The following is a 13,433-nucleotide window of genomic DNA, read 5'->3' on the forward strand; positions in this document are numbered from 1 at the left end:
CCCTGCCACCGTGACACGCGGCGCAGGCCGACAACTTCACCCCGACGGGCGTGGGTGCGCCGGGGCGGGCTTCGTATCGTGCGTCCATGGCCAAGGACACCAGCGACCAGGACCCCGGGCCCAGCGTCAAGGACGACGAGCTCTACGAGAAGCTCCGCGACGAGGGCAACAGCAAGGAGAAGTCGGCGCGCATCGCCAACGCAGCCGCCGCGTCGTCGCGCTCCGAGGTGGGCTCGCGAGGCGGTTCCTCGCCGGCGTACGAGGAGTGGACGGTCGAGGAGCTCCACGAGCGCGCTGCCGAGCTCGAGATCGAGGGCCGCTCCACCATGGCGAAGGACGAGCTCATCGAGGCGCTGCGCGAGCACTGAGGAGGACGGTGGCCCGCGCCGCCCGTCCAGCCCGCTAGAAATCTGGGTCAAAACCTCACCTGAGCAGGTGAAAGACCACTGCCGGGACGAGCGTGGTGACTGGTTCCCGGGTACGGTCGGGGGGTGTCCAACTCTCGACCCGTGCGGGTGGCTCTCATCGACAACTTCGAGGTGTCGGTCGCGGGTCTGCGGGCGCTGCTCGCCCCCTTCTCGGGTCGGGTCACCCTGCTCGAGCTGCGCACGGCGATGAACAAGCCGTCCGCGGTCGACGTGATCCTCTACGAGCCGGTGCGTCAGTCGCCCACCAGCCAGGCGATGCTGCGCGACCTCGTCCGCGCCTCGCAGAAGCAGGCGGTCGTCTACTCCTGGCGCGACCAGGACGGGGCGCTGCGCGGCTCGTTCGCCGGTCACCTCTCCAAGGCGCTGCCGGTCGCCGACCTCGTCTCGGCTCTCGAGGCCCTGCACGACGGGGGAGAGGCGACCGTACGCCGCCGGATGCCGGCCGACCCGGGCCCGCTCAGCATCGTGGCCCGCTCCTCGGTCGAGGACTTCGAGCTGACGCCGCGCGAGGCCGAGATCCTGGCCCTGGTGACCCAGGGCCTGACGAACTCGGAGATCGGCGCGCAGCTCTACCTGAGCATCAACTCGGTCAAGACCTACATCCGTGCCGCCTACCGCAAGATCGAGGTGACGCGTCGCGCCCAGGCCGTGGCCTGGGGCATGGAGCACGGTCTCGCGCCGCTCAGCGAGCACGAGCTCGTCCCGGGCTGAGGTGCCGTCGGCCACCACCGAGTCGGGTGCGTCACACCGGTCGGAGAAAATCGGGAACTGCGCCCGATGGGTCCCGAGCCTTGTTAGCCTCTGCCACGAACGTCCGAGGACTCACTCCTCGACCGGGTGAAGCATCACCAGCGCCGGGTGATTCGGTACGTGAGCCCGCAGCCCTCGAGGCAGCGGCCCAGGCGATGGGGCCCCGACCCTAACGGGGCCCCATCGTGCTGGTCAGCCGCGTCGCGGCCCAGCAGTCGGTGCCTGCACAGGACCTTTCCCCGCGGGGAGCGTCCTAATCCTCCAGTGGTGCACGCGCGGTGCTCTCGCTGCCGACATGGGCAAGGACGTGGGCCGGATGGTCACCGGCATCGAGCGATCGGTGGGCCCCGTGGGACTCGAACCCACAACCAAGAGATTAAAAGTCTCCTGCTCTGCCAATTGAGCTAGAGGCCCGGGGGTTCCACCCTCTGATCGACAGAACCCTCGACGGGATCGAACCTCCGACCGGGAGCCTACTGGCCCCAGCGCGGTGGTCTCAGGAGGGCCCTCGTGAGGTCCACGGCCTGCGCCATCGAGGCCCGTTGGGGGTGCAGGCTGCGGCTGCTTCGACTCAGCCTCCACACTTCTCGCACCTGCGGATCAGTGGTCGTCGAGTCGGACGAGACCGGTCAACCACTCCTTGCGCTCGAAGAGTGCCAAGCGGGCTCCGGTCGAACTGGCACTCTCGACCGACGCGCCCGCGCATCACGGTCCCTACGCTCGTGGCGAGCCAAGGAGGCCACCATGCCCAGGATCGAGCCGCTGCGTCGCGAGGACCTTCCCCAGCACGCCCGCACCTTCGCCGCCGTCGAGCAGGCGCTCGGCGTGCTGCCCAACAGCACCCTGACGATGGCTCGGTGGCCGGAGCTCATGGAGGCCTTCGCGAGCCTGAACGCCGTGATCATGGGCAGCGGGCGGGTCAGTCCCGTGCTCAAGCAGATGGTCGCCAGCATGGTGTCCTCGGCTGCGGGGTGCAGCTACTGCCAGGCCCACACCTCGCACGTGGCCGAGAAGCGCGGGGCCGACGAGGAGAAGCTCGCGCACCTGTGGGAGTTCGAGACCAGTGAGCACTTCAGCGCGGCCGAGCGGGCGGCGCTGCGGGTGGCGCACGGTGCCGGCTGCGTCCCGAACGCGGTCACGGACGAGGACATGGCCGCGCTGCGGCAGCACTTCAGCGACGACGAGGTCGTGGAGCTGGTCGCCGTGATGGCGAACTTCGGCTTCCTCAACCGGTGGAACGACACCATGTCCACCGAGCTCGAGCGCTCGCCGCTGCTGTGGGCGCGCGAGAAGCTCAGCGGCGCCGGCTGGGAGGCTGGCGCCCACGCACCGGCCGAGGACGACCTGACGCCCTGACGGCGCCCGGACCCTCCCGAGCGCGCGTGTGGTCTGATCGGACCCCTGGCCGGCGGTCGTCGCCGTGTCGCCCCACACCCGGAGGAGCCACAGACATGAGCGACCCCCTGCTCGTCGAGCGCGACGGCCACGTCGAGACCTGGACCATCAACCTCCCGGAGACCCGCAACGCGATCTCCGGTCCGGACGTGGTCGAGGCCTTCATGACCCACACCGCGCGCGTGGACCGCGACGACGACGTGCGCTGCATCATCCTCACCGGTGCCGGCTCTGCCTTCTCCGCCGGTGGCAACGTGCACGAGATGGCCGAGCGGCGCGGGATGTTCTCGGGTGCGCCGTACGAGCAGCGCAACGGCTACCGCCACGGCATCCAGCAGATCCCGCTGGCGCTGCGGCGCTGCGAGGTGCCGATGATCGCGGCCGTCAACGGTCCCGCGGTCGGGGCCGGCTGCGACCTGGCGATGATGTGCGACCTGCGCATCGCCTCGGAGAAGGCGTTCTTCGCCGAGTCCTTCGTGCAGCTGGGGATCATCCCCGGCGACGGCGGCGCCTGGTTCCTGACCCGCGCGATCGGGCCGGCCCGGGCCGCGGAGATGGCGCTCACCGGTGACCGGGTCGACGCCGCGACCGCGCTGGAGTGGGGCATGGTCTCGCGGGTCACCACGCCCGAGGACCTGATGGACGCCGCGCGCGAGCTCGCGCAGCGGGTCGCCAAGAACCCCACGCACGCCACCCGGATGGCCAAGAAGCTGCTCCAGGAGTCCCAGCAGCGCGACCTCGAGGGCGTCCTCGAGCTGAGCGCGGCGATGCAGGCGATCGCGCACCACACCCAGGCCCACACCGACGCGGTGCAGGCATTCGTGGAGCGCACCCGGCGCTGAGGCTGCGGGTCGCGCGACACGGAGGCCTCCAGCGCTCATGATGAGCGGGTGACGTCCTCATCTCCCCGCCGTGCGGTCGCCTTCGTGGCCGCTCTTGCGGTCTCGGTGCCCCTGCTCGCCTCGCTGGCCGTCGCGCCGGCCGTCTCCGTGGCCCCACCGCTGGCCCCACTGCTGGCACCGCCAGGGGTCGGCGCCGCGGCCTCGGCGCCTCGAGCGGACCTGCCGCGGATCCGCTGGCGGGACTGCGGCCGTCGGATCGACTGCGGTCGGGTCGACGCGCCGCTGGACTACGACAAGCCGGACGGTGCCACCGTCGGGCTGAACCTGCTGCGGGTCCGGGCGCGCAAGCAGGCCCGCCGCGTCGGCGCGATCTTCGTCAACCCCGGCGGACCCGGCGGGGCCGCGGCCGACTTCGCGCCGTACGCCGCCTCGCAGATGTTCGACCGCAAGATCCGCAACCGCTTCGACGTCATCGGGATCGACCCGCGCGGGGTCGGCGGCAGCCAGGGGCTGTACTGCCGCGGGCGCAGCACCGCCTCGTACCCGGCGTTCGCCTTCCCGGACACCCGCCACCAGATCCGGGTGTGGCGGGCCTTCGACGCGGCCGAGCATCGCCTGTGCGCCGGGAAGCGGATCGTCGACCACATGAGCACCGCCGACACCGCTCGCGACATGGACCTGGTGCGCCGGATCCTGGGCGACGAGCAGGCGAGCTTCTACGGCGCGTCGTACGGCTCGGTGCTGGGCGCGACCTGGGCGTCGATGTTCCCCGACACCGTCCGCGCCGCCGTGGTCGACGGCGTGCTCGACCCGGTCGCGTGGACCACCGGGCGCGACCTCGCCGACGGCACCCCCGGCTCCAGCCTGCCGAGCAGCGGCCGGCTGGGCAGCGAGGTCGGCGCCCGCGAGGGCCTGGCCGCCGGGCTGGCCGAGTGCGACGCGGCCGGTCGACAGGACTGCAGGCTGGCCGGCGACGCGCTCGCCCGGTGGGACGCCGTCGCGGCGCGGCTGCGCTCCGACAAGCAGGCAGCTCGCGCGATCGGGTTCTCCTACTCCGACTTCGTGGGCACGACCCTGGGGCTGCTGTACGGCGGCGACCTCGACCTCATCGCCAGGATCACCTTCCGCGCGGAGAAGCAGCTGGCGCGCACCGCCGGGCGCCCGGCGACCGGCGAGCCCGCCCAGGGCGACGGTTCGCTGCGCCGGCTCGTGCGGGAGGCCCGCCAGGACCTGGCCGACTCCCCGTTCCCCGGCCCGTACGCCGCCAGCGGTGCCGCCCGCCGTCCGGCGAAGCGGCTCTACGTCGACGGCAGCTTCCACGGGGTGCTGTGCACCGACGGGCTCAACCCCACGGACCCGCAGGCCTGGGTCGAGAACGCCGAGCGCACCCGCGCCGCGGGCGGCGCCGACTTCGGTCCGCTGTGGAGCTGGGCCTCCTCGGCCTGCGCGGGGTGGCCGGGCTCGGCCGCGGACGCCTACCGGGGTCCGTTCGAGATGCCCGACGCGCAGCGCCTGCTGCTGGTCAGCAACCGCTACGACCCGGCCACCCCGCTGTCCGGGGCCCTGGCGCTGCAGCGGCTGATGCCGGGCTCGCGCCTGGTGGTCACCCAGGACACCGGTCACGTCGCCACCGGCACCAACAAGTGCGCCACGGCCGCGGTGCGCGACTTCCTGCGGACCGCCCAGGCGCCGGCCGAGGACGTCGCGTGCGGGCGTTCGCGGTCGCCGTTCTGACGTCCAGGCTCCCGCTATGAGCAGCCCGACGTCGCGCTGTGGGGGACTTTCCACAACCCGACCTCCGCGATTGCTTGCTTGCGGGGGTATCCGGGGTAGTGTGGCGCTCAGCAACAAGATGCAAGTTCCAGCAGGTAGACGCCAGCGGAGTTTGTGATCCATCGGCGTTTCAGCTTGCACGGGTCCTGCCAAGGTCAAAGCAAGTCGGAGCGACGTTTCACCGCATCATGTTGTCGGGCTGTCGATCAGACGGTCCTCGCTTTGACTAAGGAGTACCAAGCACATGGCACAGGGCACCGTTAAGTGGTTCAACGCCGAGAAGGGTTTCGGCTTCATTGCGCAGGAGGACGGCGGCGACGACGTCTTCGTGCACTACTCGGCGATCCAGACCCAGGGCTACAAGTCCCTGGACGAGAACCAGAAGGTCGAGTTCGACGTCACGCAGGGCCCCAAGGGCCCGCAGGCTGAGAACGTTCGCGCCGTCTGATCAGGACGTCACCGACCTTGCGTCGGTAGCACCACAGCGAGGCCCCACCCGGCAACGGGTGGGGCCTCGTTCTGCGTGGGGGAGTGCTGGACCGCTTCCTGAGTTTTGATGGAGAATCTGCCCAGTCGGGTTTGATCCGCCGCGACGTCGGGCACTCTTGTGCCGGTGGACATCAATGAGCTGAGCGGGGGAAGAGTGCACGATCAGTTCGACGTGTCGCTCGAGGACTCCGACCTGCTCGGAGAGGTCGAGCTCACGACCAATCTCATCATCGCCGCCTCGGAGTCCGAGGAGCACCTGAGCGAGATCGAGATCGACGAGATCCTCGGCGTCCCGGAGCCCCGCGACGCCATCTGAGGCACGCCCGCCCCGGTCGGGTGCGGGCGTACCGGCATGCCCTTGCGCATATACGGTAGGGGGGTACCCTATGGAACATGGCCGATCACCAGCACGGGTACCTGCACCGCAAGGACGACTACCTCGCACGGCTGCGCCGCATCGAGGGCCAGGCCCGCGGGCTGCAGCGGATGGTCGAGGAGGAGCAGTACTGCATCGACATCCTCACCCAGGTCTCGGCCATGACCAAGGCCCTCCAGTCGGTCTCGCTCGGTCTCCTCGACGAGCACATGCACCACTGCGTCGCCGACGCCGCCCGCCAGGGTGAGGACGAGGGGCGCGCCAAGATCGACGAGGCCGTCGCCGCCATCACCCGACTCGTGAAGTCCTGAAGGAGCACCCATGAGCACCCACACCAGCACCTGGACCGTCACCGGCATGACCTGCGGCCACTGCGTCGCCTCCGTCACCGAGGAGCTGAGCGAGGTCGCGGGCGTCGAGTCCGTCGACGTCACCCTGGAGACCGGCGCGGTCGTCGTGACCAGCACCGGGCCGCTCGAGCGGGCCACCGTCGAGCAGGCCGTCAGCGAAGCCGGCTACACGCTCCAGTCATGACCACGACCCCCGCTCCCACCCAGCACCCGACGGACCGGCAGGGCGACGTCGAGCTCGCCATCACCGGCATGACCTGCGCCTCGTGCGCGAACCGGATCGAGCGCAAGCTCAACAAGCTCGACGGGGTCGACGCCACGGTCAACTACGCCACCGAGAAGGCGCACGTCGTCTTCACGAGCGCCATCAGCACCGACCTGCTGCTCGACACCGTCGCCAAGGCCGGGTACGCCGCCACCGTGCCGGACCCCGCCGCCGACCACGACGAGGCCGCCGCCCACGCCGAGCTCGACGCGCTGCGGCGCCGACTGGTCGTCTCCGCGATGCTGGCGGTGCCGGTGATCGCGCTGGCGATGGTGCCGCCCTGGCAGTTCGACCGCTGGGCGTGGGTCTCGCTGGTGCTGGCCACCCCCGTGGTGGTGTGGGGTGCCTGGCCCTTCCACCGCGCCGCGGCCATCAACCTGCGCCACGGCACCACGACCATGGACACCCTGGTCTCGGTCGGGGTGAGCGCGGCCTACCTGTGGTCGGTCGTGGCGCTCGTGTTCGGCGAGGCGGGCATGCCGGGCATGACGCACGAGTTCTCGCTGGCCCTCCAGCGCGGCGACGGGCTCAGTGACGTCTACCTCGAGGTGGCCGCCGGCGTGACGACCTTCCTGCTCGCGGGACGCTGGTTCGAGAAGCGCTCCAAGCGGCGCGCCGGCGCCGCGCTCGAGGCGCTGCTGACCATGGGCGCCAAGGAGGTCGCGGTGCTGCGCGACGGCGTCGAGACGCCGGTGCCCGCCGAGCAGCTGCGCGTCGACGACGTCTTCGTGGTGCGACCCGGCGAGAAGGTCGCCACCGACGGCGAGGTCGTCGAGGGCGCCTCCGCGGTCGACGTGTCGATGCTGACCGGCGAGCCGGTGCCGGTCGACGTCGGGCCGGGCGACACCGTCACCGGAGCCACCGTCAACACCAGCGGGCGCCTGGTCGTGCGCGCCACCCGGGTCGGCGCCGACACCCAGCTGGCCCAGATGGCCCGGCTGGTCGAGCAGGCCCAGCAGGGCAAGGCGCAGGTCCAGCGCCTGGCCGACCGGGTCTCCGGGATCTTCGTGCCGGTGGTCATCGTGCTCTCGCTGCTGACCCTGGCCGGGTGGCTGCTCAGCGGCGCCACCACCACGACCGCCTTCGCGGCCGCCGTCGCGGTGCTGATCATCGCCTGTCCCTGCGCGCTGGGCCTGGCCACGCCGACCGCCCTCATGGTCGGCACCGGCCGCGGCGCGCAGCTGGGCATCCTGATCCGTGGGCCCGAGATCCTCGAGTCCACCCGCCGCGTCGACACGATCGTGCTCGACAAGACCGGCACCGTCACCACCGGGCGGATGAGCCTGGTCGACGTCGTCGCGCACGGCGCCACCGACGACGAGGTGCGCCGCGTCGCCGCCGCGCTGGAGCACGGCTCGGAGCACCCCATCGCCCGGGCCGTGGCCGAGGCCGCCCCGCGCGCCGAGCACCCCGAGGTGAGCGGCTTCGCCAACCGCGAGGGCCTCGGCGTGGTCGGCGACGTCGCCGGGCGTCGTACGCTCGTGGGCCGCCCGGCACTGCTCGAGGCCGAGGGGCTGGTCGTGCCGACCGAGCTCGCCGAGGCGCTCGACGCGGCGCAGGCCCAGGGCCGCACCCCGGTGCTCGTCGGCTGGGACGGCGCCGCCCGCGGCGTGCTCGTCGTCTCCGACACCGTCAAGCCCACCTCCGCGGCGGCCGTGGCCCGGCTGCGCGAGCTCGGCCTCGAGCCGGTGCTGCTGACCGGCGACCACGAGCGCGCAGCGCGGGCGGTGGCGGCCGAGGTCGGCATCACCACCGTCGTCGCCGACGTGCTGCCCGCGGGCAAGGTCGACGAGGTCCGCCGCCTCCAGGAGTCGGGCCGGGTCGTGGCGATGGTCGGTGACGGGGTCAACGACGCCCCCGCGCTGGCCCAGGCCGACCTCGGCATCGCGATGGGCACCGGCACCGACGTCGCCATCGAGGCCGCCGACCTGACCCTGGTCAGCGGTGACCTGCGGGTCGCCGGCGACGCGGTCGCGCTGTCGCGGCGCACGTTGAGCACCATCCGCGGCAACCTGTTCTGGGCGTTCGCCTACAACGTCGCCGCGCTGCCCCTGGCCGCGCTCGGGCTGCTCAGCCCGATGATCGCCGGCCTGGCGATGGCGCTGTCGTCGGTGTTCGTGGTCTCCAACAGCCTGCGGCTGCGCCGCTTCCGCTCCTCGATCGCCTGAGGCCGCGCCGCCGGTGTACCGAGCGGTGAGCTGGCAACCGGATCCCGCCTCCGGATGGTTGCTGGCTCACCGCCGCCGCGCTGCCGCTCCGCCGGGCGGTGAGCTGGCAACGGGAACCGGTCTGCGGATGGTTGCTGGCTCACCGCTCCGCTCTGGCCCGCGCGGGCGAGCGGGGGTCAGCAGGTCGCGAGCAGCACCGGCCCCGAGGACAGGTCGCTGACCACGTAGGCGCCGTCGACCGGGGCCAGGTCGAGGGTGACGGTGCGCTGGTCGGCGCTGACCTCGTCGACGGTGAACCGGTCGGAGAAGTCGCCGCCCTGTCCCGGCGCCGGGCCGGCGGCCAGCGTCGCGCGGGTGTCGGCGTTGGTGCGGGCCTGCTCCTCGGACTCGAAGCCCAGGCCGACCCGCAGGTCCAGCGGGGCGTCACGGCCGGCGTCGTCCGCGGCCGGGAGCAGGGCGAGCACGAACCCGGTCACCGGGTTGACCGACCCGGCCTGGGCCAGGAGCTCGTCGGCGGCGGCCTGGTCCGAGGCGCCGGCCTGCCCCATCGACAGGGCGCCGCACGCCTGCTCGCCGGTCATCAGCACCGCGCTCAGCGGCTGGGTCGGCAGGGTGTCGAGCACGTCGGTGACGCCGGCGGCCGTGGGCTCGTGCTCCTCGGCGGCCTCCTCCAGAGCCTGCTCGAGGTAGCGCTGGGTGTCGCTGGTGAGCACCAGCGAGCGCTCCTCGTCGAAGGCGATGAACTGCAGCGTCGGGGTGCCGGTCAGCCCGCTGCCGGCGTTGAGCCGCGCGAGGACCTCCTCGCCGCCCTCCCAGACACCGTCGGGGGAGTCAGGGCGGGTGTAGCCGACGGCCTCGAGGCGATCACCGAGGGCGTCGGTGTCCGCGTCCTCGCCGAGCCCGACGAGCTCGAGGGCCCCGAGGTCCGACTGGGCCAGCAGCTCCCACTCGATGTCGAGCGGCGACCAGCCGAGCGCCTGCTCCAGCAGGGGCGCCGACTCCACCAGCCCCGAGGTCGACGTCAGGTCGGCGTCGAAGCCCGCGTCGACGAGGCGGCGCACGGCGTCGGGGCCGGAGCCCTCCACCCCGAGCCGCTCGCGCACGCCGGCCCAATCGGTCCAGGTCCAGCGCTGGGTGTCGGCGGGGGCCAGCGCGACGGCCCGCTCCAGGTCGGTGTCGGGCCCGCGCCACCAGCGGGCGGCGCCGGCCAGCACCGCGATCACCAGCAGCGTCAGGGCCACCACGACGACGGCGACGACCAGGGGACGGACCCGCCGCTGGGGGCTGCTGCTCGGCTCGGCCACAGGGGTGGTGCTCCTCGTCGGGTCGTCGGTGGTGTGAGACTACGGGCATGGCAGCCGCCCCGAGCCTGACCCGTGACGTCCATGCTGCGGGGGCCGTGGTCTTCCGGCCCGGCCGTGAGGTGCTGCTGGTGCACCGCGAACGCTACGACGACTGGTCCTTCCCCAAGGGCAAGGTCGACCCGGGCGAGCACCCGGTCGCCACCGCCGTGCGCGAGGTCGAGGAGGAGACCGGCCTGAGGGTGAGCCTGGGTCGCCCGCTGCCGTCCCACCGCTACCCGAACGCCAGGGCGATGAAGACCGTCCACTACTGGACCGGTCGCGTGGTCGGTGCCGACGACGTGAGCGGCTTCGAGCCCAACGCCGAGATCTCCGACGTGCGGTGGGTGCCGGTCGACGAGGCCGCCGCGCTGCTCAGCTACGAGCGCGACCAGGCGCTGCTGCAGACCGCACGAGCCAGCCGCAGGCGCACCCAGGCCCTCGTCGTCCAGCGCCACAGCCGCGCCTGCGCCCGCTCGGAGTGGACCGACGACGACCGGCTGCGCCCGCTGGAGAGGCCCGGGCTCCTCCAGGCCGAGGCCCTGGGCCCGCTGCTGGCGGCCTACGACGTGCGCCGGCTGGTGACCTCCCCGGCCACCCGGTGCCGCGAGACCCTGGCGCCGTACGCCGCCACGGCCGGGGTCGACCTCGAGCCCCTCGAGGAGCTCACCGAGGAGGCCGCCACCGGGCGGGGCGGCCCGGCCGCGGTGGCTGCCGCGGTCACGGGCCTGGTCGACGACCTGCACGCCGGTCGTCGCGGGATCGTGCTGTGCACGCACCGGCCGGTGCTGCCGATGGTCTTCGAGGCGCTCGGCGTCGACGACCCCGGGCTGGCGCCGGGCGAGATGGTCGTGGTGCACCTGCGCCGGGGGCGCGTGCTGGCGACCGAGCAGCACCTGCCCCACTGACCTGTCCCGACCGCCTGGGCCCACGACGAGGAGGCGTGACGTGGACCACAACTCGTCGCCGAACCGGTGTTGCGGGTTCACCGCCTGTTCACCATCGCCCGCTGGTCCGGTCACCTGGACTGCTTAGCGTCCCTCCTGTCCTTAGAACATGAGACTTCAGGAGAAGATGAAGTGACGAGCACTTCTATCCGCCGGGCAATCGTGCCCGGTATCGCCGCCCTGGCCCTCGCCCTGTCGGCCTGTGGGGCCGCCAACGAGCAGAGCGGAGCCGCCGACGCAGGCGGCGAGCTGTCCGGCACCCTCGCCGGCGGCGGTGCCTCGACCCAGCAGGCCGCCATGGGCGCCTGGGCGGTCGGCTTCCAGGGCACCCACCCCGACGTGACCATCGAGTACGACCCCATCGGCTCGGGCGGTGGCCGCGAGAACTTCATCAGCGGCGCCTTCCCGTACGCCGGCTCCGACGCCTACCTCAGCGACAACGAGGGCGAGCTGTCCGCGGCGACCGAGCGCTGCAGCGGCGACGTACCGATCCAGGTGCCGAGCTACATCAGCCCGATCGCGGTGGCCTACAACCTGCCGGGCGTCGACGAGCTGCACCTCTCGCCGCAGGCGCTGGCCGGGATCATGGCCGGCACGATCACCGAGTGGGACGACCAGGCGATCGCCGCGGACAACGAGGGCGTCGACCTGCCGGCCGAGCGCATCAACGCCGTGCACCGCTCGGACGAGTCGGGCACCACCGAGAACTTCACCGACTACCTCACCACCGTCGCCCCCGACGAGTGGGACGCCGGCGTCGTGGAGACCTGGCCCACCGAGTACGGCGGCGAGGGCGCCAAGGGCACCTCCGGTGTCGTGCAGACGGTGGCGAACTCCGAGTTCTCGGTCGGGTACGCCGACGCCAGCCAGACCGCCGACCTGGGCAAGGCCCTGATCGGGGTCGGCGACGACTTCGTCGAGCCGTCCGCCGAGGCCGCTGCCAAGATCCTCGAGGCCTCGCCCGAGGCCGAGAACGCCAGCGACACCGCGGTGATCTACGACCTCGACTTCGCCACCGAGGAGGCCGGCACCTACCCGATCGTGCTGACGTCCTACCTGATGGCCTGCCAGACCTACGACGACGCCGCCGACGGCGAGCTCGTCAAGGCCTTCATGGAGTACGTCGTCTCCGACGAGGGCCAGGACCAGGCTGCGGCGGAGGCCGGCTCGGCGCCGCTGTCGGACACGATCCAGGAGCAGGCGCTCGCGATCATCGAGAGCATCGGCTGAGCTTCGTGACCGAGGCTTGCACCACGACGTGGTGACGCGGGGCCCGGGACCGTCCACCATGGTCCCGGGCCCCGTGCCCACGCCCGGCACGATCCCCGCACCAGACCAGGAGACCCACCCGTGGCGATGACCACAGAGCCCCGCGCCGACGCGGCGGCGACGCCGCTCGACCAGTCGACCGGTCGTGTCGGCGACGCCGTGTTCGCCGGCCTGGCCCGCGGTTCCGGGCTGCTGATCATGATGGCCCTGGCCGGGGTGGCGATCTTCCTGGTCGTCCAGGGCTCCGGGGCCCTGGGCAGCACCGGCGACGCCGTCTACGGCAAGGACAGCATCTGGGCCTACGTCTGGCCGCTGCTCTTCGGCACCCTGCTGGCCTCGGTGATCGCGATGGTCATCGCCGCGCCGCTGGCGATCGGGGTGGCGCTGATCATCTCCCACTACGCGCCGCGACCGATCGCGAAGACGCTGGGCTGGCTCATCGACCTGCTCGCCGCCATCCCCTCGATCGTCTACGGCCTGTGGGGCATCAACTTCGTCGCGCTCAACCTGGTGCCGGCCTACGACTGGCTGATGCGCTGGTTCAGCTGGCTGCCGTTCTTCGAGGGGCCGGTGCCCAACTCCGGGCGCACCATGCTGACCGCCGGGATCGTGCTCGCGGTGATGGCGCTGCCGATCATCACCGCGATCTGCCGCGAGGTCTTCGCCCAGACCCCGAAGATGCACCAGGAGGCGGCGCTCGCCCTGGGCGCCACCCGCTGGGAGATGATCCGGATGACGGTCTTCCCCTACGCCCGCTCCGGCATGATCTCCGCGGTCCTCCTCGGCCTGGGCCGCGCGCTCGGCGAGACGATGGCGGTGGCGCTGGTGCTGGCGCCCAGCCTGCTGGTCTCCTTCAACCTCATCACCGCCGAGTCGAGCTCCTCGACGATCGCGGCCAACATCGCGCTCAACTTCGGCAACGCCTCGGGAGCCAAGATCGAGACCTTGATCTTCACCGGGCTGGTCCTGTTCATCATCACGTTCGCCGTCAACTTCCTCGGCCGGGCCGTCGCGACCCGCGGCGTGGCGAAGGGCTGATCA

14 protein-coding genes and 1 tRNA gene are annotated in these 13,433 nt (G+C 72.1%); 13 read left to right on the plus strand and 2 right to left on the minus strand.

Features of this window, described 5'->3' with window-relative positions:
- Nucleotides 1-86: 86 nt before the first annotated feature.
- Together I601_RS08380 and I601_RS08385 are read left to right on the plus strand one after the other, a co-directional pair.
- Entirely contained in the window at nucleotides 87-368 is a 282-nt protein-coding gene (locus I601_RS08380) for a DUF7218 family protein (protein WP_068108162.1), read from the plus strand.
- Nucleotides 369-491: 123 nt separating this feature from the next.
- On the plus strand, nucleotides 492-1,139 hold the full coding sequence (locus I601_RS08385; protein ID WP_068108164.1) for a helix-turn-helix transcriptional regulator: 648 nt from the start codon (nucleotides 492-494) through the stop codon (nucleotides 1,137-1,139).
- A gap of 380 nt (nucleotides 1,140-1,519) precedes the next feature.
- On the opposite strand, the gene I601_RS08390 is transcribed toward I601_RS08385, so the two are convergent.
- A tRNA-Lys gene (locus tag I601_RS08390) sits at nucleotides 1,520-1,592 on the minus strand.
- Nucleotides 1,593-1,922: 330 nt separating this feature from the next.
- Here I601_RS08390 and I601_RS08395 point away from each other — a divergent pair.
- From I601_RS08395 to I601_RS08425, 8 genes are all read left to right on the plus strand, one after another.
- Nucleotides 1,923-2,534 (plus strand): carboxymuconolactone decarboxylase family protein, encoded by a 612-nt coding sequence (locus tag I601_RS08395; RefSeq protein WP_068108166.1) that lies wholly within the window; start codon nucleotides 1,923-1,925, stop codon nucleotides 2,532-2,534.
- 95 nt (nucleotides 2,535-2,629) lie between these two features.
- Entirely contained in the window at nucleotides 2,630-3,415 is a 786-nt protein-coding gene (locus I601_RS08400; protein WP_068108168.1) for a crotonase/enoyl-CoA hydratase family protein, read from the plus strand.
- Nucleotides 3,416-3,463: 48 nt separating this feature from the next.
- Nucleotides 3,464-5,149 (plus strand): alpha/beta hydrolase, encoded by a 1,686-nt coding sequence (locus I601_RS08405; RefSeq protein WP_084527352.1) that lies wholly within the window; start codon nucleotides 3,464-3,466, stop codon nucleotides 5,147-5,149.
- 283 nt (nucleotides 5,150-5,432) lie between these two features.
- A complete protein-coding gene (locus tag I601_RS08410; RefSeq protein WP_068108172.1) occupies nucleotides 5,433-5,636 on the plus strand; it encodes a cold-shock protein in 204 nt (67 codons plus the stop codon).
- A 195-nt stretch (nucleotides 5,637-5,831) separates the two neighbouring features.
- Nucleotides 5,832-5,993: a hypothetical protein gene (locus tag I601_RS21350; RefSeq protein WP_169834675.1), complete on the plus strand. Its 162-nt coding sequence runs from the start codon at nucleotides 5,832-5,834 to the stop codon at nucleotides 5,991-5,993.
- A 77-nt stretch (nucleotides 5,994-6,070) separates the two neighbouring features.
- Nucleotides 6,071-6,364, plus strand: coding sequence for a metal-sensitive transcriptional regulator (locus I601_RS08415; RefSeq protein WP_068108174.1), 294 nt, complete (start codon nucleotides 6,071-6,073; stop codon nucleotides 6,362-6,364).
- Between the two features lie 10 nt (nucleotides 6,365-6,374).
- On the plus strand, nucleotides 6,375-6,587 hold the full coding sequence (locus tag I601_RS08420; protein WP_068108176.1) for a heavy-metal-associated domain-containing protein: 213 nt from the start codon (nucleotides 6,375-6,377) through the stop codon (nucleotides 6,585-6,587).
- Nucleotides 6,584-8,836, plus strand: a complete 2,253-nt coding sequence (locus I601_RS08425; protein WP_068108178.1) for a heavy metal translocating P-type ATPase — start codon at nucleotides 6,584-6,586, stop codon at nucleotides 8,834-8,836. Before I601_RS08420 ends, I601_RS08425 begins: the two co-directional genes overlap by 4 nt.
- 176 nt (nucleotides 8,837-9,012) lie before the next feature.
- On the opposite strand, the gene I601_RS08430 is transcribed toward I601_RS08425, so the two are convergent.
- A complete protein-coding gene (locus tag I601_RS08430) occupies nucleotides 9,013-10,140 on the minus strand; it encodes a hypothetical protein (RefSeq protein ID WP_068108180.1) in 1,128 nt (375 codons plus the stop codon).
- Nucleotides 10,141-10,187: 47 nt separating this feature from the next.
- On the opposite strand from I601_RS08430, the gene I601_RS08435 reads away from it, so the two are divergent.
- From I601_RS08435 to pstC, 3 genes are all read left to right on the plus strand, one after another.
- On the plus strand, nucleotides 10,188-11,084 hold the full coding sequence (locus tag I601_RS08435) for an NUDIX hydrolase (protein WP_068108182.1): 897 nt from the start codon (nucleotides 10,188-10,190) through the stop codon (nucleotides 11,082-11,084).
- Between the two features lie 171 nt (nucleotides 11,085-11,255).
- On the plus strand, nucleotides 11,256-12,353 hold the full coding sequence (pstS, locus tag I601_RS08440; RefSeq protein ID WP_068108184.1) for a phosphate ABC transporter substrate-binding protein PstS: 1,098 nt from the start codon (nucleotides 11,256-11,258) through the stop codon (nucleotides 12,351-12,353).
- Between the two features lie 126 nt (nucleotides 12,354-12,479).
- Entirely contained in the window at nucleotides 12,480-13,430 is a 951-nt protein-coding gene (gene pstC / locus I601_RS08445) for a phosphate ABC transporter permease subunit PstC (RefSeq protein ID WP_068114599.1), read from the plus strand.
- Nucleotides 13,431-13,433: the final 3 nt, after the last annotated feature.

Origin of the sequence: Nocardioides dokdonensis FR1436, assembly GCF_001653335.1 — a bacterium.
In the GTDB taxonomy this organism is placed as follows: domain Bacteria; phylum Actinomycetota; class Actinomycetes; order Propionibacteriales; family Nocardioidaceae; genus Nocardioides; species Nocardioides dokdonensis.